The organism is Phycisphaerae bacterium (assembly GCA_035384605.1).
GTDB lineage: Bacteria > Planctomycetota > Phycisphaerae > UBA1845 > PWPN01 > JAUCQB01.
The window spans coordinates 66,607-87,881 of record DAOOIV010000002.1; the positions used below are offsets into that span (position 1 = coordinate 66,607).

Annotated in this window: 17 protein-coding genes; 8 read left to right on the forward strand and 9 right to left on the reverse strand. The window is 61.0% G+C overall.

Annotated elements, in window-relative coordinates; genetic code table 11:
• The first annotated feature begins 271 nt into the window (after positions 1-271).
• Positions 272-1,432, forward strand: a complete 1,161-nt coding sequence (locus PLL20_00865; GenBank protein ID HPD28516.1) for a DNA topoisomerase IV subunit A — start codon at positions 272-274, stop codon at positions 1,430-1,432.
• 93 nt (positions 1,433-1,525) lie between these two features.
• Complete coding sequence (locus tag PLL20_00870; protein HPD28517.1) at positions 1,526-1,771, forward strand: acyl carrier protein; 246 nt, start codon at positions 1,526-1,528, stop codon at positions 1,769-1,771.
• Positions 1,772-2,015: 244 nt separating this feature from the next.
• Here the strand turns inward: PLL20_00870 and PLL20_00875 are convergent, their stop codons facing one another.
• The 6 genes from PLL20_00875 to cdaA all read right to left on the reverse strand — a co-directional run bounded on the left by PLL20_00875 (position 2,016) and on the right by cdaA (position 9,227).
• Entirely contained in the window at positions 2,016-2,564 is a 549-nt protein-coding gene (locus PLL20_00875) for a transposase (protein ID HPD28518.1), read from the reverse strand.
• Positions 2,565-3,038: 474 nt separating this feature from the next.
• Positions 3,039-4,253, reverse strand: coding sequence for a hypothetical protein (locus PLL20_00880; protein ID HPD28519.1), 1,215 nt, complete (start codon positions 4,251-4,253; stop codon positions 3,039-3,041).
• A gap of 125 nt (positions 4,254-4,378) precedes the next feature.
• On the reverse strand, positions 4,379-5,584 hold the full coding sequence (locus PLL20_00885) for a hypothetical protein (protein HPD28520.1): 1,206 nt from the start codon (positions 5,582-5,584) through the stop codon (positions 4,379-4,381).
• A 16-nt stretch (positions 5,585-5,600) separates the two neighbouring features.
• Positions 5,601-6,866, reverse strand: a complete 1,266-nt coding sequence (locus PLL20_00890; protein ID HPD28521.1) for a glutamate-5-semialdehyde dehydrogenase — start codon at positions 6,864-6,866, stop codon at positions 5,601-5,603.
• A gap of 172 nt (positions 6,867-7,038) precedes the next feature.
• Positions 7,039-8,184 (reverse strand): hypothetical protein, encoded by a 1,146-nt coding sequence (locus PLL20_00895; GenBank protein HPD28522.1) that lies wholly within the window; start codon positions 8,182-8,184, stop codon positions 7,039-7,041.
• On the reverse strand, positions 8,181-9,227 hold the full coding sequence (gene cdaA, locus PLL20_00900; protein HPD28523.1) for a diadenylate cyclase CdaA: 1,047 nt from the start codon (positions 9,225-9,227) through the stop codon (positions 8,181-8,183). The genes PLL20_00895 and cdaA overlap by 4 nt, the downstream gene beginning before the upstream one ends.
• A gap of 283 nt (positions 9,228-9,510) precedes the next feature.
• Here cdaA and PLL20_00905 point away from each other — a divergent pair, with 283 nt between their 5' ends.
• The gene (locus PLL20_00905; GenBank protein ID HPD28524.1) at positions 9,511-11,223 is read left to right on the forward strand and encodes a CocE/NonD family hydrolase; all 1,713 of its coding nucleotides are present in this window, start codon (positions 9,511-9,513) and stop codon (positions 11,221-11,223) included.
• A gap of 338 nt (positions 11,224-11,561) precedes the next feature.
• Here the strand turns inward: PLL20_00905 and def are convergent, their stop codons facing one another.
• Positions 11,562-12,095, reverse strand: coding sequence for a peptide deformylase (gene def / locus PLL20_00910; GenBank protein ID HPD28525.1), 534 nt, complete (start codon positions 12,093-12,095; stop codon positions 11,562-11,564).
• Positions 12,096-12,429: 334 nt separating this feature from the next.
• Between def and PLL20_00915 the strand changes: the two genes are divergently transcribed.
• From PLL20_00915 to PLL20_00935, 5 genes are all read left to right on the forward strand, one after another.
• Positions 12,430-13,857, forward strand: a complete 1,428-nt coding sequence (locus tag PLL20_00915; protein ID HPD28526.1) for a tetratricopeptide repeat protein — start codon at positions 12,430-12,432, stop codon at positions 13,855-13,857.
• Positions 13,858-13,882: 25 nt separating this feature from the next.
• Positions 13,883-14,155: a 30S ribosomal protein S20 gene (gene rpsT / locus PLL20_00920; GenBank protein ID HPD28527.1), complete on the forward strand. Its 273-nt coding sequence runs from the start codon at positions 13,883-13,885 to the stop codon at positions 14,153-14,155.
• 151 nt (positions 14,156-14,306) lie between these two features.
• Positions 14,307-14,870: an SAM-dependent methyltransferase gene (locus PLL20_00925; protein ID HPD28528.1), complete on the forward strand. Its 564-nt coding sequence runs from the start codon at positions 14,307-14,309 to the stop codon at positions 14,868-14,870.
• A gap of 219 nt (positions 14,871-15,089) precedes the next feature.
• Positions 15,090-15,860, forward strand: a complete 771-nt coding sequence (locus PLL20_00930) for a DUF4349 domain-containing protein (protein ID HPD28529.1) — start codon at positions 15,090-15,092, stop codon at positions 15,858-15,860.
• A 43-nt stretch (positions 15,861-15,903) separates the two neighbouring features.
• Positions 15,904-16,359, forward strand: coding sequence for a hypothetical protein (locus PLL20_00935; GenBank protein ID HPD28530.1), 456 nt, complete (start codon positions 15,904-15,906; stop codon positions 16,357-16,359).
• Positions 16,360-16,618: 259 nt separating this feature from the next.
• On the opposite strand, the gene PLL20_00940 is transcribed toward PLL20_00935, so the two are convergent.
• Together PLL20_00940 and PLL20_00945 are read right to left on the reverse strand one after the other, a co-directional pair.
• The gene (locus tag PLL20_00940; GenBank protein ID HPD28531.1) at positions 16,619-17,368 is read right to left on the reverse strand and encodes a YebC/PmpR family DNA-binding transcriptional regulator; all 750 of its coding nucleotides are present in this window, start codon (positions 17,366-17,368) and stop codon (positions 16,619-16,621) included.
• A 185-nt stretch (positions 17,369-17,553) separates the two neighbouring features.
• Positions 17,554-21,174: a tetratricopeptide repeat protein gene (locus PLL20_00945; protein HPD28532.1), complete on the reverse strand. Its 3,621-nt coding sequence runs from the start codon at positions 21,172-21,174 to the stop codon at positions 17,554-17,556.
• Between the last annotated feature and the right edge of the window lie 101 nt (positions 21,175-21,275).

Below are 21,275 nucleotides of genomic sequence, written 5' to 3' on the forward strand. Positions count from 1 at the left end.
ATGAAGGCCCAACGAGCAGGGGCGAACGCCCCGGAAAGGCTTCGTCGGACCGTTCAGCCGCTGCTCGCGGCCGAAATACCTTTTATCGTGATGGGTGGCAACGCCGTGGCCGCAAGGGATGAAGGTGCAGTCCCCAACACCAGCCATGCCGGCTTGATGGACGATGCTCCTGCAGAAGCAGATTCCTTCGGAGCTTCGGCCCCGCCTGCAGAAGATCCGCGTCAACCCAAATGGACGAGTGAAGAGACGTCGACGCACGGAGGATGTTTGATTGGCCAGAACTAAATCAACTGTTCCGGCGAGCGGCTCCGGAGGCAGAACCAGTGCCGCCGCAAAAGCCAAAGCGAAGGAAACGGCCCGCAAGATCGAAGAGCTTGCGGAGATGATCGTCGAGAACGCCAGGAGGCGCAAGAGCCCCAAGCTCGAAATCCCCATCCGGGCCCTCTCGAACGTCAACTTCAACCCCAAGAAAGCCATCCTTGAGATGGGCGACGCCTCCCAGACCCGCCAGTTTTTCGACCTGTCCATGGCCAGGAAGTTCATGCAGACCATGCTGGTGGCCGCCCAGTGCAAGAAGCTTATCGACGAGGAAAAGACTTCCTCAATTCGTGGTCTGTTCTACCTCTGCAAGCACGACGTGGCCGGCAGTAAGGAGAAAACCTTTAATGACCAGGATGAGTCCGATCCGATCATTGAGGATCTCGAGGTCACTATCGACGCGCTTCGCGAGGAACTGCATGTCTATGCCAGCAACCGCGGCAACCTGGTCGGGCCGATCACGCTTGTGGACGACGGCAATACGCTTGATTGTATGCGAATGGGCTCGGCCGGTTATGCCGTACCGAGTATCTGCGAGCCCGATGTGATCCAGTTCAAGAAGTGCAGCGCCAAGTACATCCTCCATGTCGAAAAAGATACCGTCTGGCGGCGCTTCTACGAGGACCGCTTCCACGAAAAGCACAACTGCATCATAACTCACGGCAGCGGACAGCCCACCCGAGGCATGCGACGGCTGCTGCGACGCATGCATGACGAGCTGAAGCTGCCCGTCTACTGCCTGCTCGATAACGACCCCTGGGGATATTACATCTACTCCGTGATCAAGCAGGGCTCCATTAATCTCGCCTATGAAAGCCGACGCATGGCCGTCCCGCAAGCCAAGTTCATTGGCGTGTCCAGCTTTGACTACGAACGCTGCGGCCTCACGGACGACGTCAAGATCGGTCTGGATGACAAGGACATCAAGCGGGCCAAGCAGATCCTCGAGTACCCCTGGTTCCAGGGCAAGAAGCAGTGGGAAAAGGAAATCCGCAAGATGATGCAGAACGGCTTTAAGATGGAAGTCGAAGCCATGATCAACAAGCGGCTCACGTATCTCACCGAAGAGTACGTGCCAATGAAGATCAAGGACCCGAAACAATGGTTGGATTGAAGAGAGAGCGGTCAGCGATCAGCTTTCAGCTCTCGAAAATGTTTCTGGCCGATGGCTGACGGCTGATCGCTGACAACTTCTTTGGAGTTCCCCGTGCTCGAAGCGATTCGTCAATGCATGTCCCGTGCCATGAAGCTCGACGCGACGACGCTCGCGTCCATCACCGAGCAGACCACGGCCGCTGATGTCCCCGGATGGACCTCCGTGGCTCATCTCTCCCTGATCCTGGAGCTGGAGAGGACCTTCAAAATCACCTTCGACAACGACGAGATCGTCTCTATGGGCAGCGTGACGGCAATCATCCAAGGACTCAAGGCCAAAGGCGTTTTCGGAGGATGATACTTCCTGCACGAGCGCGCTCTGCGGGAGAACGGCACGACGTGTTATCATGCCCGCACCGACCGGATTCACTCTCCGGCGACACCGACGATGACTTCATTGCTCTCCCTGCAATCTTTTCTCAGTCCCAGTGCTGCGTAGGGTGCCTACCAGATCGCGGCGTTCACGCCGGGATTGGCGAACGGCGTGGCAGCAATTGGTGTCCTTCCGGGAAGCCTGCATAGCGTGACTTTTTCCGACGTGGTCATCCGCCGCCGATAACGGCGAGACTTTGCCGGTAGTTCCTGGGTATCCGGTGTTCGGGCTGGGCGGCGAGCTCTACGGCGCGGTGCCGCAGTTCGGTCAGGCAGTCGAAGGGGTCGATTTCGTCGCTTTGGCAGGTGTGTATGAGGCTCATGAACAGGTCGCCGACGTGGGCCCCGTGCAGGGTTCTGTAGAACAGGGCGTTTTTTCGATGCAGGATCGCCCGCTTCAGAGTCCGTTCGACAACGTCGTTATCCAGCAGGGCTCCGGGCTGACGCGCGAAGACGGTCAGCTTCTGCCAGTGCTTGGCCAGGTAGGTGATGGCCTGGCCGAGCGCTGAGTTGGGCTCCACCAGCCGTTCATCGAACTGCCGGATGCACCAGGCCCGGAGCTGCTCCATGATCGGGCCGCTCTCGGCCTGGTGGAAGGCCAGCCGCCGCTCCGGCAAAAAGCCTCGTTCGCGGGTGATTGCGTCGTTCCGGTTCTCATCCGCCGTCCTCCATGCACGCTCGCACCGGCCGCGGACAATATCAGACGCGTCACGATTCATCCAGGCTTACCGAAAAAACACGATCCAGAGAAGTCCGATGGCGGAATCCCGCGCCCGGTGCTGCACCTTGTACACCGCGCAACGGGCCACAAACCGGTCAAAACCGCGACAAAGTCCCCATATCCTGCAATTCGCAAACCCCGTTGGTAACGTGGTTTGCGCGTCTCGGACTGTGCGGTCGTGGGCTCCAGGCCAGGTGTTGCCGGTCCGGACCTGGTCGCCCGCTTTTGGTGGGCACACTCCCAGGAAGATCTGCCACATGGCGACCCTACCGGGCTTCGCCTGGGCGGCAGTCAAAGGCGTCCCCTCTTCTGCTCAGACCCGGCCCAATCTCGAAAAACAAGTTATCTCACCCCCCCGTGTAACCGAAATACCGAAGAGAGGCTGTGGGTCTCCGCCCTGGAGGGCGGACAGCCTGGCTTGGAGGGTCCGGGTGACGGCGAGCCTGGATCCTCTTTTTTATGCGCCTTCACATCACAAGGCCCCGACCGCGCTCAGGCTTTCCTGAACCACGTCGCCGGCATGGTTGATGATCTCTTTGCTCTTGAGGAACCAGTTGCCCGAGAGAATCGCGGTGCGCACCTGGCGGCCCAGCACGATGTCCGGCTTGTCGACCCCGAAGCGCGAGTTGCTGATGTTCAGGTGTCCCCCGTTAGCCTCGACGGTCACGTTATCGCCCTGCTGCCGAGGCTTGCCGTGATTGAGGAAGTTGCACTGGCTGAGGCTGACGCTGCCTTTTCCGTCGACGCGGACAGCGGTCGGGCACGGGCCCCAGAATGCGCAGTTACTGAGTTGAACGACGCCCGCGTGTGAAGCAGTCACATCCATCATCACCACCGAGCCTTCTCCGCCGACGAACTCGCCGTTGGTGATGAGTAGGCCCGGCGGCTGGCTGGCCTCGACGACAACCGCCCGCTCGCACCAGTCGGCGCCGATGCCAAGGAAGTTGCCGTTCACCGTGCCGTGCCGGGTCTGACGGAAGAGATAGCCGATCTTCGCTCCATAGCAGAAGGTGTTGAGCACGTACTCCCAGTCGGTCCGGGCGAAGTCAAATGCAATCAGGTTTTCCCACAGATAGCGGCTGAGATCGGGCCATTGGGGTACGCCGGGAGCTTCGGCTCTGGCCCAATAGTGCGGGTTGAAATGGACATTCTCGATCCGCCCAATGTCCGTGCAGCGGTCGACGCGGATTCCGACCTTGAGCGGGCACCCGAAGCAGTTGCGAACATAGTGCAATTCATTGGCGTGGGTGGCAAAATCCATCGCCTGGTATGCGTTGACGAAGGTACAGTCGATTACGCTGTTGTGCATGCCGCGTCCCTGGATGGTCCACGGGTAGGCCTTGGTCCCGGGGATCCGCTGCTCGGGATAAAAGAAGGTAATCCCTTTGACCGTACTTGATGGGCTGAGCGTGATCAGCGGCGGGCCATCCTCCCGGCCGACATCGGCGTAGACGAGGAACACCGTGCCTTTGGCAAGTTGAGCGTGATGAGGACCCTGCCAAGTGCCCTGAAGGCATACGCCCTCAGGAACGATGATGGGTCGATCCAGTCGAAACCGCCCGACTCCCAGGTCCACCGTGCCGCCCTTGGGAGCCGCTGCATCGAGGAGCTTCTGAATGGCGGCCGAGTCGCCGGCCGGCGCGTCATCAAACGGCCGGGTGCTCGCGACCGCGGCTGCCTGAGCCATCACAGGTACCGCTGCAACAAATGTCGCCATAAACCAAGTTGTTGAGCGCTTTCGCATGCCTGGCAACTTTCTCATGAGATAACGGTCTTGAGCGGTGCCCGTCCTGCCGACCAAACACAAATGCTTCATTTCTTCTTTGGGGCAGTCTTTGTAACGGTGTTCTTCTTGGCCGTTGGCTTCGCCGGGCTTGGCGTGCGGACGGCCTTGTCCGGATTCTCCATCACCCCGGCCGGGCGAGCCTCCCCCGGCCTGAGGAAGATGATCTCCCACCTCGACCGGCCGGCCACGAACAGCCGGGCGACACGGCCTGCCAGCTTGTCCGTCTCACGACCGGCGGCATTCGTCCCAATCACCTGCGGATACCACTTCGACGCCTCCAGTCGACCAGCGTCCAGAATCTTCTCCGGCTTGCTCCAACCCTCCGGATTGACAATGTCCCGATTGATGCTGACGTAGATCCCCTCTTGCGTCCAGTCCTTGTCCCGGGCGAGGTTCAACAACATCACATAACGCTCCAGGTGCGTATTCCAGTGGATTGAAGGGCCCCAGAAAACGTTCGCGCGCGGTTTGTGCCAATCGATCGTCGGACCGAAGATCGGTGTGACGCGTCCACCCAACCCCGGCTCCTTCCACTGCCCACGGTGCCATTTGAAGACTTTGCCGACGGGCCCATCGCGATCGGCGTATCGCATCCTTGCGATGGCCACGCCCTGCTCCTTCGGATCCTTGTGATAAGTACTGACCAAGAAATATAAATACTCCTCCTGTTGGTCCAGGATGACGGAGAAGTCGCCGTTGCCGCCGGCGAAATACTTGTTGGGCGTGTCACAGAAGATCGAGTCGTCCGGGGCCTTCAGGATGATGCCCAGGTCGCGCCAGTTCATGCCGTTGTCGGTCGAGACCACCGCTCCGATCTCCGGGGCGGTCAGGGGGTTGCCCGGGCAGACGCCCCCGGGCTCGCGGTGATACCAGCCGTAGAGCTTGCCGTCCTCCGCTTTGTGCGTGGCCTCTATCCACCGCCCGCCGTTGTAGCCCTTCTCGTTGTCGTAGGTGCTGCGTTCGGACTCCGGGTTCAAGTGCATCAGATCGGGCCCCGAAGACCGAAAAGGACGGCCCTCCGACGAGAAAATGTACATCGTGTCGCCGTCCCAATGGCAGGGACTGTTGCAATCGACGGCGCCCCCCTGCGGCGCGTCCGGCTTGGGAACCCCCGGCATGCGGATCAGCGGTGCCTCGCGGAGAACCGCCGCGGGACCGACGGCTGCTTTTGCACAAGACGTCGAAGCGATTGCTAAGAACACGCTCAGAGCCGAGTGTACTTTTCTTTTCATACTTGCCTCCTGGTTCTCAGTGGCGAATGTGGCCGTTGCCGGTCACCACCCACTTGTACGTGGTCAGGTCGGCAGCACCCATGGGACCGCGGGCGTGGAGCTTGTCGGTGCTGATACCGATCTCGGCGCCCAGACCATATACCCCCCCATCGCTCAAGCGGGTCGAGCAATTAACCATGACGTTGCCGGAATCCACTCCGGCAACAAAAGCCTCTGCCGAGCGAATATCGGGCGTGAGAATGGCGTCAGTATGATGTGAGCCGTATTGGTTAATGTGGTCGATCGCATCCTGCAGCGAGTCCACAACCTTCACCGCAACGACCAGGTCGAGGTATTCAGTGTACCAGTCCTGCTCGGTCGCGGGTTTGCAGCCGGCCAGCCGCTTGCAGGTTTCGGCGCAGCCGCGCACCTCGACCTTCGCATCCATCAGCTTCCTACCGATCACAGGCAACAGCGTGTCGGCCGTGTCCCGATGGAACAGAATCGTCTCGGCCGCGTTGCACACACCCGGTCGCTGGATCTTGGCATTCAGGACCACGCTCTCGGCCATCTCGGCCGGGCAGCCGGAGTCGACATATACATGGCAGTTGCCGGTGTAATGCTTAATGACCGGAATGCGCGACTGCTCGACGACCGCACGGATCAGAGACTCGCCCCCGCGAGGGATAACCAGGTCAATGCTCTCGTTCTGCTTGAGCAGGATGGGCACGAGGTTGCGGTCGGTGGTGTTGACGATCTGCACCGCCTCGGCCGGCAGATCGACCTTGGCCAAGGCAGACGAGATCGCCGAGCCGATCGCCACGTTCGAGTGAAATGATTCCTTGCCGCCGCGCAGGATGCAGGCGTTGGCGCTCTTGATGCACAAGGCGGCCGCGTCGGAAGTCACGTTCGGCCGCGCCTCATAGATGATCGCCACCACGCCCAGCGGCACACGACGCTTCTCCACCCTGAAGCCGTCGGGGCGCATACGCCCTTCGATGGTCTCACCCACCGGATCGGGCTGATCGGCAATCTCCAGGACCGCCTGGGCCATCTTGGCCACTCGCCCTGCGTCGAGCTTGAGCCGGTCGATCATCGCCGAGGTCAGGCCGTTAGCCTCCGCGGCGGCCAGATCCTTGGCGTTCTCCGCCACCAGGGCATCGGTCTGCTCGCGCAGGGCCGCAGCCATCGCCCGCAAGGCTTCGTTCCGCTGCTTGCCCGAAGTCAGGGCCAGTTTTCGACCGGCTGCCCGGGCATCCCGGGCCAGCCGTAACGCATACTGTTCTAGTGCTTCGTTGCTCATGGCCTGGGATTATATCGCTTTACAGGCCGGATTGGCACGGCGCCGGCTTCCACCGCCGGCTTGTCCTCCACACGCCGTCATAGGCGGCTTGTCCGCCAGTGCTCTGCTTCCAAGAGTACGGCATCCGTCCGCGGGAACTTGTCACGGAGCAAGAGCAGCTCGATTCGATCCGTCACGACGCCGCCGGCGTCGGCAGGCCGGTTGCGTCGGTCGTCTTCCTGTTGACGCGAAGATTGACCGTCGGAGGCGGGCCAACGGGCTTGATGTCCTCGAAACCGGGCGGGAAAACGAAGTGCACCTGCTTGGGTCTATAGGTCGCGCTGGTCGTGGGAGCGGGAACAGTGGTAGCCGTCGGTCCGGCAGTCGTCGGTTCCGGGGGCAGGTCACTGCTGTCGATGATCACGTAGGCCAGAATGCCGGTGCTCTCGATCTGGCGAAAGGCGTCCAGCTTGGACACCGGCACACGGCAGTTGATCGACTGGGTGAATTGCGCCCCCGTCTTGTCTTCCCATTCGATTTCATAGCCCTCGAAGAAATCCTGCGTCCTGACCATCACCGACAAAGGGCGGACCGTTTTACGTTCGATGCTCGACTGGTCTTTCAGTTCGACGGTCACGTGAACAACCGGCGGCTCGAAGTCGGCATCAACCGCGAGTCGCAGCGACTGCAACTGCACGGGGAAATGAAGACTCAGCGGCCCGGCCGCCTCTTCGGTTCGCCTCTTGTCGAAGGCCTCCCTGATGGCATCTTCCAGCGGCAGGACCAGCGGATAAACGGCGAAATCCTTGCCCACCTTGCTCTCCAGCACGCGGGCGGTGACCTTCTCCGCAAGGGTCGGCTGGCCGACCAGCGCGCTCTTGAAAGCCCCCGCCTCCGGCTTGAACTCGACCGGCACCCTGATGTAACGATCCACCTCGAACTCGATGACCTCGGGCATAACCGACTGGAGATTCAATCCTCGTTGCAACAGATCGGGAGAACCGCTCAGGTCGGCATAGAGATTGCGACTATTGGTCTTGCCCGGGGTAAGCTGCTCGGCCAGCTTGACGGTCAATGCAAAACGCCCCTGGCCAGTCTCACTTTCCAGCATGCGGATCGCCTGCTTGGGGCCGCGGACAGTCAGCTTCACCTGTCGGGTATTGGGTTGGTCCGCCGGGGCGTCGGCAACACGCAGAGCCCAGGAGCCGCCGGTCTCGGCGAGAGCAAGCTTGACCGGAACAAGCAGCGTCGTGGTGCTGTGGCTGGCCTGATTGGCATAGATCCAGATCAACACCGTAAGAACAATCGTCGATGCGATGAGGCGGAGCTGGGTTTTCATGCAGGGGCCTCCGCCGGTTCATGGTGCGGTGACTTGGCGGGGTCGGCCGCAACCTCCTGGTCGAGCGTCTCACCCACCGGAACCTCATCGCCGACCTTACCCTCCGAGACCGCAGGACTCGGCACCGGTTCCGGCTCGGGTTCTGGTACAACCTCCTCTCGAGGCACGAGCGGCACCCGGGTATGACTCAAATGGCGGCAGATGGTGTCGTAAAGATCGGCCGGGCGGATATGGGGATACAGACGCCCTCGTTCGGCAATTGAGATCGAACCGGTCTCTTCGCTGACCACGACCACAATGGCGTCCGATTCGAGACTGAGGCCAATCGCCGCCCGATGCCGGCTGCCCATGGAGTGGTCAACCCCCTCGGCATCGACCAGCGGAAACTCACAGGCTGCCGCGGCGATCCGCCCGTTTTGAATCACCACCCCGAGATCGTGCAAGGCCGAGCCCGGCCAGAAAATGGTATTGAGCAGTTCGGCCGACAAGCGGGCATCGAGGCGCACCCCCTCTTCCGCAATAGCCGAGAGTCCGACATCTCTTTCAATGGCGATCAACGCTCCAATCTTGTTCTTCGAAAGCTGCGTGCAGGCGGCCGCGACTGGAACAGCCACGCGGTCGATTTCCGATTGGCTGATCCGACGCCAACGGGTCTCCCCCAGGCGCATGAGACCTCGCCGCAGCTCCGGCTGGAAGACGACGAGGGTTGCCAGCAATACCGACAACAGAAAGGGCTGATACAACACCGTCAATCGGTCGAGCCCGAGAAACTCGGCCATCACGTTGACAAGCAGGAATCCGACCACCAGAAGAATGATCAGGCCTTGCAGCAGTCGGGCCCCGCGCGTTCCATGCAGAAACCGCAGGACGCTGTAGACCACCGTGCCGATCAGCGCCATCTCCAGCAATACCTGAAAAGGCGGATACGCCTCGGAGGTGAATATGCTCCGCAGATAATTGAGCATCGCCTGGATCATGGGCTCGCTCGGACCTGACAACGCCTCGACCAACTTCACCCCTGCTGCTCCCAAAGTATACGACATTGAACTCTTCTCGCCAACCGGTAGACACGGTGCCAACCGAAAAGTTGGGCCTTCAGCGGTTTCACAGGTGTCGCCACGCCCTGACGCCCTTTTCGGCTGCACGCCGGGCGGGTGGCACTGACGGCTTGCCCGCCGGTGCACCACCGACCCAGCGAGAACAGCAGCAGCCTCTGTACTCGTTGTGAGGTTTCACCCGGACCGCTAGAATCCACGCTGTTGCCCAGGAACCGCCGCAGTAGTCCCAGCAGAGAGGACGGGCCGGAAAAACGGCTTGGTTGCCAATATGCCTCAATGTCGACATCTATTGCCCATCCGATTGTGTCTTTGCACCGCGTTGGCGGCGGCTGCCTCCGGCCAGGCAGCCGACCCCAAAGCCAGTCTGACGACCATGGTTCCCATGACGGACGGGACTCTTCTGGCCACCGATGTCTACCTCCCAGCAACCGGCGGCCCGCAATGGCCGGTCCGGGTGGTGCGCACGCCCTACGGGCGAACCCGCTTCAACCGTGAATATGGCGCCAAGGCGGACCGGGGTTATGTCATGGTCATCCAGGATATGCGCGGCCGGTTCGATTCTGAGGGCAAGGACTTGGCCTTCATTGACTGCGGGTGGGGCGACAACCGCGACGGTCTCGACACGATCAAGTGGATCCTGGACCAGCCCTGGTGCAACGGGAAAATCGGCACCGAGGGAGCCTCGGCCATGGGCATCACTCAATGTATGCTCGCTCCGACGGACCCGCCGGGATTGGTCGCCCAATACATCATGGTCGCAGCTCCCAGCCTGTATCACCATGCCTCATACGTCAGCGGCGCATTGCGGGCCGCCCTCGTCGACGGCTGGCTGACCGGCGCGGGCTTCCACCCGGACAACTTGTGGCTCACCTGCTTGCATCCTTTTTATGACGGACACTGGCGCAAGCTGGACTCTGTCGCCGAATCTCATCGGATCAAGGTTCCGGCCGTCCATTCCGGCGGCTGGTATGACGTCTTTCTCCAAGGCACAATCGACGGCTTCGTCAGCCGCCATAACGACGGCGGACCAGGGGCCAAGGGCAAACAGAAGCTGATCATCGGCCCCTGGGGGCACGGAGGACCCAAACGCGATTCCGATCTGCCCCTGGCAGCCAAGGCCTCGCCCATCGGCGAACTGACTTTTCCTGCCAACTCACTGAAAACGCCGTTCAGTTGTGGCGCCGACGAGTGGTTTGACTTTCACCTCAAAGGCATCGACACCGGCGTGGAAAAGGTACCGGCCGTCCAGTACTACACCATGGGAGCCGTGGGGGAAGAGGATGCGCCAGGCAACCAGTGGCATACGGCCGATAACTGGCCCGTGCCCGCCAAGCCAACCCCGTTCTACCTCTATTCTGACAACAGCCTGTCGCGCAAGGCCCCGGAAACGACCAGCGAGCAGGTAGCCTTCATCCATGATCCGCTCAACCCGGTCCCGACCAGAGGCGGATGCCTTTTGCTGTCGTGGAACGAATACGGAACCAAGCGAAAGGTTGCTCCCGGAGTATACGACCAGCGCGATATTGAGCAACGACCGGACGTTGTCACCTTCACCAGCGAACCACTGGCCGAGCCACTGGAGGTAACCGGGAGACTGACCGCCAGGCTCTTCGTGGCCAGCGACCGGATCGACACCGATTTCGCGGTCAAGCTCACTGACGTCTACCCCGACGGCCGCAGCATGAACATCGCCGACGGCCTGGCCCGCTGCCGCTATCGCAAGGGCTTCGACCGGCTGACTCTGCTGCAGCCGGGTCAGCCGACCGAAATCGAGGTGGATCTGTGGTCGACAAGCATGGTCTTCAACAAGGGGCACCGTATTCGAGTGGCCGTGACTGGCAGCAACTACCCTCGCTTCGATGTCAACCCGAACACCGGCTGGCCGGCCTGGCCGATGGGTACGATGCTCAAGGCCCACAACCAGCTGTTCTGCGGCAGGGAGCATCCGTCACGCATCATCCTGCCGGTAACAGGCAAATAAGCCCTGGGTGTCCGATACCGTGCCCGCGGCAGACCGTCCTGAACCCAGATCGTCAGCGGCCAATACAATACCAGATAAACGTTCCTTGAGGACCGACGACGGCAGTCTACCGCCGCTCTGCCGGCATTCGACTCGGTTCGACTGCTCTGCGGACTCCGCCGTCCCTATGATGCGCATCCGGTCCAACGATAGCGGTCCGGCAACATCAGTGACGTTGTGCGACATTCCTGTGTTGATGATACCCGACGTTTTCGGCGCCGACGAAGATATCGATCAGAAAGACTGTGTCCGGATGCGGAGTTACGGAGTTGCGCCTCAGGCGCCGGCGAGAACACCATCTACCTCCGCTTGGCCCGCTTGCGGTAAGAGGCTTCGAGGTCGCTCAACGACTTCTTGTTGGCCAGCCTGTCGGCGAAATTCATGTGGTCGACGATCAGCCGACCGTCAAGGTGATCCATTTCGTGCTGCCAGATACGGGCAACAAGATCCTCGCCAATCTGGTCGATCGGATTGCCTGCCAAATCCTGGGCCTGGATGCGGCATCGCCTGGCTCGTCGGATGTTTGCCCTCACATCCGGGAACGACAGGCACCCCTCCTCTCCCTCCACCGACCCGACCAACTCAGACAATTTGGGGTTGATGTAGACCGCGTTGTCCTGGGGATTGCCCGTGGGGTTGGCTACAAAGAGCGAGCACGAAAGACCGACCTGCGGTGCGGCCAACCCCACTCCGCGGTCCCTCAGCATGATCTGGAACATCCTCTCGACGAGAGCGGCCAGAGAATCGTCAAAAACGCTGATCGGCTCGCACTTCCGACGCAACCGAGGATCAGGATATCGGACGATCATGGACGGCAGGGTTTCGACAAGCATCTCCGTTTTCCTGTATCGGCCACCGTGACAAAGGTCGCCAAGGCTGTTCTCGCGCACCGCAGCGCGATCTAAACAAATTATAGTGCTTCATCCACGCGACGGCCAGCCGCCAGTGGCGACTTGCCTTGACCCGTGGGCCGGTCGTGATACTATCTCAGTTAGCAGTCTTACACTCAGCGTGAACGACGCGTTAGCGCCCTGTCCAAAGGCGCGACGGAGCTCATGCTCGGGCGGGACTCGGGCGGCCTTGGGCACCAGATATGGCGTGGCACCGTGAAGGCTCCTGCTGCGCGACGCCGTATCGGGCCAAGATCTCCTGACAAACACAGGACTTATGGCTAAGAGCGCTGCCAATCCAACACGACCGACTTTCGGCCCCGACGAGATCGCCAAGGCCAAGGAATGCTTCACGAGGGCCCAAGAGCTTGTCAGCAAAAAGAACTACGACTATGCCATCGAATTATACATCCTTGGGCTCGGCCACTGGCCGGAGGCTGTCGAGGAGGGACACAAGCCCTGTCGGGCGGCAGCCTTGTTTCGCGGCCCCAAGAAAGTCGGCTTCGTCGACCAGATGAAGTATAAGACCTCGGGGAAAGACTACAAGACATGCATGCTCAACGCCGAGCGGCTCCTGTCCATGGACCCGCGGAACATCGGATACATGGAAGCATTGTTCAAGAATGCGGCCCAAGCCCGTTTCGACAAGACCGCGATGTGGATCGGCGAGATCCTGGGCGATGCGGTGGTTCATGAACCCAAGCCCAACCCCGCTCGCTTCATCACCTTGCGCCAAACTTATGAAATGCTTGGCGACCTGAACGCCGAAACCGACCCGCCCCTGGCCATTGAGGCCATGGACCGCGCCGTGGATGCCCTTACCAAACTCCGGGCCCTCAAACCCCACGACGGTGAATTGGCCGTGGCCCTCCGCGATGTCGCCGGAAAACTGACTATCCTGAAAGGGCGCTATTCGTCGGCCGAGTCGTTCACCGATTCCATCATGGACAAGGATTCGCAGCGAGACCTGCACGACAAAGACCGGCTCGTTCAGTCCGACGACCGCCTTGACAACCTGATCGCTCAAGCGCGACAACGCTACGAAGCCGATCCCACCAACGGGACTCTGATCCATGAGCTTGTCGATTTGCTTTGCCGCCGCGAGCAGGACCAAGAGGAAGCCCAGGCCATGAGAATCCTGCTCAAAGCCTATGAGCAAACCGACGAGTATCGGTACAAACTGCGGGCCCATGACATCTATATGAAACAACTCAGGCGAAAAGCTCGCCTGCTCGAGGAAGCCGGAGACCCCCAAGCGCACGCCGCAAGAGCCAAGCAACTGAAAGTCGAGCTGGCCGTCTATAAGGAACGCGTTGAGCAGTACCCGACCGAGCTGAACTACCGCTTTGAATACGGCCGCAGACTCTTCGAGGCCGGTCGCTACGACGATGCCATTCCTGTTCTGCAGGAGGCCCGAAACGAACCCAAGAATCGGTTCCGATGCAGCCTGTACATCGGCCGCTGTTTCTTCGAGAAAGGCTTTTACAAGCAGGCGGCTAACGTCTTCCGGGAAGCCATTGCGAGCTACGAAATCCCCAACGACGATCTCGGCAAGAGACTTCACTACTGGCTGGGCCGCGCTCTCGAAGCTGACGGCAACGCCCCGGAGGCCTTGAAAATCTACGGTCAGCTCATAGAATGGGATTATAACTACCGTAAGGGAGATGTTAGGAAACGCATAGAAAACCTCCACAGCAAGAGTTGACGCGACAAGGTAGGAGATTCAACTAGTGGCTCATTCACTTTCCGCGAAGAAGCGGATTCGACAAAACGCCAAGAGACGGGCCAGGAACCGGGGTCGCAAGCGGGCTCTCAAGGTCGACGTGCGGGAATTCGAGGCGGCGCTGGCCGGTGGCGACAAGGCCAAGGCCGCCGAGGCGCTGAAAGCCGCCGTGAAGTCGATCAGCAAGACGGCGGCCAAGGGAACGCTCCACAAGAATGCCGCCAGTCGGCGGATTTCACGACTTCAGAAGAAGTATAACGCCTTGGCCGCCAAGGCGTAAGGTCTCCGTCGTTGGGCCGGATCGGTCAAGATCATCCGCGGGCGATCGATCGGTCGCCCGCGCTTCTTTTCATCCTGGGAAACCGAGGCACGCAACTGACACCCAACCCCCCGAAACCTCGAAAGGCTCGTCAATCTGCCTGAGCCGGACTATGACTCAGCCCAGCGACAAACCTTATGTCAGCCGAGGCGGAGAAAAACTCGCTGCCGCCCTCAGCGCGTTCGGCATCGAGCCTCGTGGCTGGATCTGTGCCGACCTGGGCAGCAATGTCGGGGGCTTCGTGGATTGCCTGCTGCGCCGCGGTGCAGGCCGAGTCTATGCCGTCGACACCGGCTACGGCGTGCTCGCCTATGAGCTGAGAACAGACCCTCGCGTCGTGGTCTTGGAGCGGACCAACGCCATGCACCTCGCGCTGCCCGAACACGTCGATCTGGTGACCATCGACGTCGCCTGGACCCCCCAGAAACGCATACTGCCGGCGGCCCTCAGAATGCTCAAACCCAACGGCAGAATCATCTCCCTGGTCAAACCGCATTACGAGACCGACCGCAGGCACCTGCGGCACGGCGTACTCGACCCGACCGAATCCAAGGCCGCATTTGAGAGTGTCTGCGCCGAGATCGAGGCCGAGGGTATGGCCGTCGCCCGATGGATCGAAAGCCCGATCAAGGGGCAAAAAGGAAACGTCGAGTACCTGGTCCTGCTCAAACGATAAGATGACCGTCATCCCCTCCCCTTGCCGCCACAAGGGACGCCCCCAGCCATTTACCGGCCGGCAATGCCCACAAGAAACGAAAAGGCAGGGAACCAAACCATGTCGTCGGGGGCTACATGGATGACAAAGATGCACTGTCGCTTGGGCAGGGGCGGGGGTAGGATGCAGACCGGCCCTGTGGGTGGGCCGGCCTTGTCGGTTACTCATGGGAGGTGCCTTATGCGGTCACGACCACAGATCCTTGCTCTGATCGGATTCACATGGTTAACTACGATTCCCCTTTTATTGGGCTGCGCGTACTACGGCAAAATGCAGGCAATGCGGGCGGCCAAGGAGCTTGCGGAGCCGCCTGCGACTGCGGACGATGCCCCGACCGCTGGTGTCGCGATGGAGCGGCCCTTGGCCCGCCTGGCCGCCGACAAGGGCGTGGACTCGGCTGCGCCGGCCGCCCAGCGGATGCTCATCTACACCGGCCGTCTGGGCATGGCGGTAGCCGATATCGAAGCTTCCGTCCAGGCGACCCAGCGACTGGCCGACGAGGTCGGTGGGTACATGCTGGCCATGAGCGCCAACTCAATCACCATTCGCGTGCCGGCCAAGCAGTTCTTCCCCATCCTCGAGAGGCTCAAGGCCCTGGGCCAGACCCTCTCGAAGAACGTCACCGCTCAGGATGTCACCGACGAGTACACCGATCTGCAACTGCGGCTCAAGAACGCCGAGGCCCTGCGAGATCGGCTCGTGGCGATCCTCGAGAAGGCAGCAAACGTCAAGGACACGCTGGAGGTCGAACGCGAACTGAATCGCGTACGCGAGGAAATCGAGCGTATCAAGGGGCGAATCGCCCAGCTCGACAAACTGATCGCCTTCAGCACCATCGAGGTGTCGTTTACCCAGGCACAGGACCAGCCGGCCAAGATCCGAAGGCCGGAGACGCCGTTTCCCTGGCTGGACCAACTCGGCGTGGAGACCGTACTGGGAATTCGAGGTTGATACGGACATGTGGTTTGGGAAAAAACGAACGGGAGATACGACCATGACGCGAATCATGCGATATGCACTTGCAGCTCTGTTGATCGGAACAGTGTGCGGCTGCCGGTACTCGTTGCCGCCGGGTTTCGTCAAAGTCGACCCGATCTGGGACACCCGCGTCCGAGCGGTGTCGGCTGAAGGGGCTGCCATCACCCTGCGGGTCGAGACCAACCCGGAGAACGGCGACCTGGCCTTCTGGGAAAAAGCCATCATGACGCGCCTCGTGGAATTCCGAGGCTACAGGCTCGCGGATCGCCGGGAGATCAAGCACGGCGACGAGACACCCGGCGTCCAAATGACCTTCGACTACCAGCGCGACGGCATCGACTACACATACGTTGTCAACGTCATGGTCAAGGGTCGCAAGGTCTACTGTATCGAGATCGCGGGAGAAAAAACAGACATCGCTCCGCAGTTGACCGCCATCTCCGACGCCGTCCGCAAGTGGCCTCTGTCATAGAAGTCGCCCGGATCGGCCTGCCGCGGTCGGGTACTCCATCCGCCGCGGCAAAGTACAACGAAGGTGTATTAAGGGGGCTTTTATTATTTGATACGTATTAAAATGCCTGTTTCTACAGGTCGCTTCGCCGTGTCGCGGATTTGCTCCATGCTGGGCCATGCCGGAAAACGGTTGTCAGCATCGCCATGCTGTGCCCCGCCCTCGCGAGAAGCGAGCCGCCCAGGCGACCCTCGACAGGATGCGCAATTCGATACCGCCGTCATCCCTGCCCCAGCGAGGCCATCACGTCGTCGGGCAGCTCGAAATTCGAGTAAACGTTCTGGATGTCGTCGTGTTCCTCCAACGCCTCGATAAGGCTGAGGACCTTCCTGCCGTTCTCGGCATCGACGGTGACCGTGTTCGACGGGATCATTGACAACTCGGAGGATTGTGGAGCGATTCCGGCCGCAGCCAACGCCGCGCGCAACGGCTCATATGCCGCCGGCTCGCAAGTGATTTCCCAGACATCGTCGGATTGCCGGTAGTCGTCAGCTCCGGCCTCCAAGGCGATCTCAGCGATCTTATCCTCGTCGGCCGCACCGACCGGAACGGTCACTTGCCCCTTGCTGCTGAATATCCACGCCACGCATCCGGCGCTGCCCAGCGAACCGCCGTGCCGCTCGAAGATCTTCTTAATCTCGGGCGCAGTCCGGTTGCGGTTATCCGTCAAGGCTTCACAGAGAATGGCTACACCACCGGCTCCGTATCCTTCGTAGCGAACACTCTCGTAACTCGTTCCTCCCAGTTCGCCGGTGCCCTTCTTGATGGCGTTCTCAATGGTGTCTTTGGGCATGTTGGCTTCACGCGCTTTTTCAATCGCATAACGCAGGGGCAGGTTTTCCCGAGGGTCGCCTCCGGCACGAGCAGCCACGATGATGATCCGGGCGAGTTTGCTCCACAGACGCCCTCTTCGGGCGTCGGTTACACCTTTCTTATGTTTGATTCGCGCCCAGTGAGAATGACCAGCCATCTAACGTCTCCTCTAATCTCAGGCACCGATCCGCGAGAAAACCTTCATCCGCCGCCGTCCAGCTCCGCCCGAGCCGGCCAGGCCCTCGCAAGACTCGGACTCAATACCCCAATACCTGCTCAACCTGCTCCCTCGACTTTACCCCATGAGGCATCCATCACTCAAGGGTGACGTCGCCAAAAAGGCTATTCGGTCGGTGCCGAGGATTGCATGAGCCCGAGAGGAGCCACCGCAGGCTCCTGATCCGCAGCCACAGCGGCCAGTTTGCTCCTGAGGCTGGCAAGCAACGTATCGTTTCGCTCCGTGACGCCGTCGGCCAGTTGCCGCTCGTACAAATCCAATGCCTGTCGCCAATGATCAGCCGCCGCGGCCTTCTCTCCCGCACGCCAGCACGCATCGCCGAGGTGATCATGAATCACCGGATCCTCGCCGTGCTCCTGGCCGGCCGCCAATTGCAGCCAGCGGCACGCATCTTCAAACTTGCCCTGTTTGTAGAAAACCCAACCCAGACTGTCCAGATAGGCCGCTTGGCGAGGACTCTCGCCCACTGCCAGTCGCAACATCCGTTCGGCATCGGCCAAGTCCTTGCCGGCCTCGGCCAGCGTGTACCCCAGATCGTTATTCAAACCCACGTCGGCCGGCATGAGCTGATAGGCTTGACGAAGGTGTTGCTCCGCCGGGTTGTGCCGTCCCTGACGCTGAAAGATGTAAGAAAGGCCCCGCAACAGCTCAACCCGTCGCGAATCGTCCGGCTCCTGCTCCAACAGGCCCGTCAGGTAGGTGATCGCTTCGTCCGTCCGGCCTTGCTGAGCCATCAGCATGCCGATCGTGCGCCGCTGCTCGAAAACCGCCCCATCCAGCTCCTGGCGGGTCAGACCGCGGTCGTCCCCCGGCAACTTCTGGGCGGCATTCATCCACTCGCGAACGGTCGCAATGGCATCATCGTAGCGGCGGGCTCGACTGTACGTGGTCTGAAGACCGTAAAGCAAGACCAGCTTTTCATCAGCCTTCGTCGTGGCGGCTGCCAGGCTGCGCTGAATCTCTATCGCCTCATCAAAACGCCGTGAAGCCACGAAGACGTCGGCCAGCAGGCGCATCAACCGCGCGTCCGTGGGCGATCTGTCAAGCCACTTTACCACCTGCGCGACGGCCTCATCGTGACGCCCGGCACCAATCAGCCCGCCGTGACCTCCCAACCTGCCGACCGTGCCTACGGGTGCATCCGTCGTCAGGCCGATCAGCCAGGCCCGAGTGTTGGCATCCTCAGGCTCGGATTTCAGCCACTCCCGACAACGATGCAGGTAAGCGTCGTAATCCTTCGCCGCCTCATCCGCCGCCAGCACAAACCAGCGATAGATAGCGACCAGCGGCGCGGCGGTCTTGGCCTTGGGGTCCACTTCGGCAAGCCACTCCTCCGCACGCCGGCGCGCATCGTCAAGACGACCGAGTCGGCGATAAGCCTCCATCAGTCGGCCGCGATAAACGCCCGGAAAACCTTCCTTGCCCTGCAGTGCAAGAAGTCGCTCATACACCGGAATGGCAGCGTCAAATCGCTGCTGGGTCATTCGCAGCTCCGCCAGAGCCTGAAGATAGCTCGTACGATTGGGATGAATGGCGAGAATCCGCTCGTACTCCGCGGCAGCAGCGTCGAACTCCAGCAACCGGGTCAGGGTCATCGCCATCATCCAACCTGCTTGCCCGGATCGGGGAAAATCGACAACCATTTGAGCCAGAACCTCGCGGGCGGCTTCGTAGTCCCGAAAGGCCAACAGGCTGGCCGCCAGATCCTCGCGAATCCGTTCGTCCTCAGGATATGCCTGAATCAACGACCGAAGCGCATTACCATAAGACTCGCGATCGCGATCCTGAAGAAATCGCAACAAGACGGCGGTCCGAATCGTCGCAGGATCACGCGGACCTCGCCTCTGCATTTCGGCGAACTCCAGCGCCACCCGCCCCGCGACAACGGCGGAGGTGAATCCGCCGCCGGCGCTCATCAGGCTGCGAATGTAGGCCTCGCGACCGGGCATGTAGTTCGGATCGACGCTGATCACCGCCTGATACTGCCGCTGGGCTTCACGGCTTTCCTCCCGGCGCTCATGCAACCCGGCCAACAGCATCATGCTGCGGACGTCCTCGCCGTTGATCTTGATGGCCGCCTTGTAGTGTTCGATCGCCCGCTCCATCTCGTCGAGGCCGTCGTAACACTGGCCCAGCAAGCGCTCGATAAGATGTGATGGTGGACCCAATTCCGCGGCCTTCTTCAGAACGGCGATCGCCTCATCCCAACGACAGCGGTGCATGTACAACTCGGCCGCACCCATGATCGCAGGCAAAAAACCCGGCAGGCGCGCCGCCGATTGGTCAAAAAGCATGCGGGCGTCTTCGATGCGGTCGAGACGACCGCAAATGTGGCCCAGAAGATAATCCAACGCCGCCGACAACACGCCCTCTTCAGGCTGTGCGGGCAAGAGTTGTCGCACTGCCCCCTTGGAAGAGGCCTCGTCGGCCATGCGCCTGGTGATCGACAAAGGTGCTTGATCAAGCTCCCGGTTCGCCTTTTCGTACACAACCGGATCCGCCGCCAGCATCTGGGCGAGAGCAAGAAGCCAACCCGACCAATCCTGCCGAAGCCTCTGAATGGAAACCAGTCTCCATCTCGCCTCCGACGACTTCGGGAACCGGTCGGTCAGCTCCTTGAGCAACGAAGCCGCCTGGCCATATCGCCCGGCATCCACCAGCGCCTCGCAGTAGAGCAGATTCAAGTCCAAGTTGTCCGACTGCCCGGCCACAACCTCCCGCATGGCGGCAACGCCCGCCTCCGGCCGCCCTGCTGCCCTGTGCAGGCCCAGCAGCAGTTCAACCGCCTCCCGGTTCCCCTGGCTGTCCGCAACAAGTCGGCGAGATTCCGCCATGGCTTCGTCCAGACGACCGGCGTGCGCCAGCATCCGCACGTAGTCGGCGCGCAAATCAAGATCCTTCGGCGATTCCGCCACCGCGATCTTCAAAGCATCCGCCGCCGCCGAATAGTCTCCCAGATAACTGTGCGCTCGAGCCAGGCGAATGGCGACCGCACCTCGCTGCAGCCGAACAATGGAAGCGAGTTCGGCGTTCTCCTCGACCTTGTTCCCCAGCGAGCGAATGCCCTTCTCAAAAAGGCCCAGTTGCTCGGCCGCAGCCAAATAGTACCTCTCCTGATCCAGCAGGAGACCAAGTCGGTAGTGGGTCAGAACGAGGTGGTGGACCTCGTCCGGCGATGCTTTGCACTTCAGCGCAGTCCGGTAGGCACGAATGGCCCCCGCCGTATCACGTCGCTTCTCCGCCAGGCGACCGACGACGTAATGACTGATGAGATCGCCTGGATGCAGCTTCAGCGCACGGCCGGCCGACAGCTCCGCGCGCTCATCATTGCCGGCCATCAGGGCGGCGACGGCAACCAGTCGATGAGCCTCAGCCACACCCGCATCAGTTCGAAGCAACTGTTCAAGCAACACGAAGGCTTCGGTGTGCCGCCCTTTATTGAGCTGCTCACGGGCTTCAGATAACTGACGCCGCATTGCTTCGGGCAACTCGGTCTGCTTTCCCTCCACGACCGTCGGAGCGGGCGGATCATCCGGTATCTGTGCCAAGGAATACGCAGCCCGCTGGCGATCAAAACCCGCGGGAGGCTGTATCGGCGGCAACCACGGCAATCTGACCGCACCCCCGACAGGTCGCGTCGGGCTTTCGCAGCCGCTCAACATGCATGCCAGAACCACAAGGGCCGGAAGCAATCCGCCCATCCGCCGGTCCCACGTTACCGACATTACGCGTCTCATGACTTCATCACACCGCCGCCATCGCGATCTTCGGCGGCCGTTCCGCCTTTCATCGCACGCGCCGCCGCACCAGGACATGCCTTCACTCG

Bases quoted from the DNA above. Each gene is read 5' to 3' on its own strand.
- PLL20_00895 (HPD28522.1), bottom strand. From the start codon at position 8,184: ATGAAAACCCAGCTCCGCCTCATCGCATCGACGATTGTTCTTACGGTG.
- PLL20_00935 (HPD28530.1), top strand. From the start codon at position 15,904: ATGACGCGAATCATGCGATATGCACTTGCAGCTCTGTTGATCGGAACA.
- PLL20_00940 (HPD28531.1), bottom strand. From the start codon at position 17,368: ATGGCTGGTCATTCTCACTGGGCGCGAATCAAACATAAGAAAGGTGTA.
- cdaA (HPD28523.1), bottom strand. From the start codon at position 9,227: ATGTCGTATACTTTGGGAGCAGCAGGGGTGAAGTTGGTCGAGGCGTTG.
- PLL20_00905 (HPD28524.1), top strand. From the start codon at position 9,511: ATGCCTCAATGTCGACATCTATTGCCCATCCGATTGTGTCTTTGCACC.
- PLL20_00930 (HPD28529.1), top strand. From the start codon at position 15,090: ATGCGGTCACGACCACAGATCCTTGCTCTGATCGGATTCACATGGTTA.
- PLL20_00890 (HPD28521.1), bottom strand. From the start codon at position 6,866: ATGAGCAACGAAGCACTAGAACAGTATGCGTTACGGCTGGCCCGGGAT.
- def (HPD28525.1), bottom strand. From the start codon at position 12,095: ATGCTTGTCGAAACCCTGCCGTCCATGATCGTCCGATATCCTGATCCT.
- PLL20_00880 (HPD28519.1), bottom strand. From the start codon at position 4,253: ATGGCTCAGGCAGCCGCGGTCGCGAGCACCCGGCCGTTTGATGACGCG.
- PLL20_00915 (HPD28526.1), top strand. From the start codon at position 12,430: ATGGCTAAGAGCGCTGCCAATCCAACACGACCGACTTTCGGCCCCGAC.
- PLL20_00875 (HPD28518.1), bottom strand. From the start codon at position 2,564: ATGAATCGTGACGCGTCTGATATTGTCCGCGGCCGGTGCGAGCGTGCA.
- PLL20_00945 (HPD28532.1), bottom strand. From the start codon at position 21,174: ATGTCGGTAACGTGGGACCGGCGGATGGGCGGATTGCTTCCGGCCCTT.
- PLL20_00885 (HPD28520.1), bottom strand. From the start codon at position 5,584: ATGAAAAGAAAAGTACACTCGGCTCTGAGCGTGTTCTTAGCAATCGCT.
- PLL20_00925 (HPD28528.1), top strand. From the start codon at position 14,307: ATGACTCAGCCCAGCGACAAACCTTATGTCAGCCGAGGCGGAGAAAAA.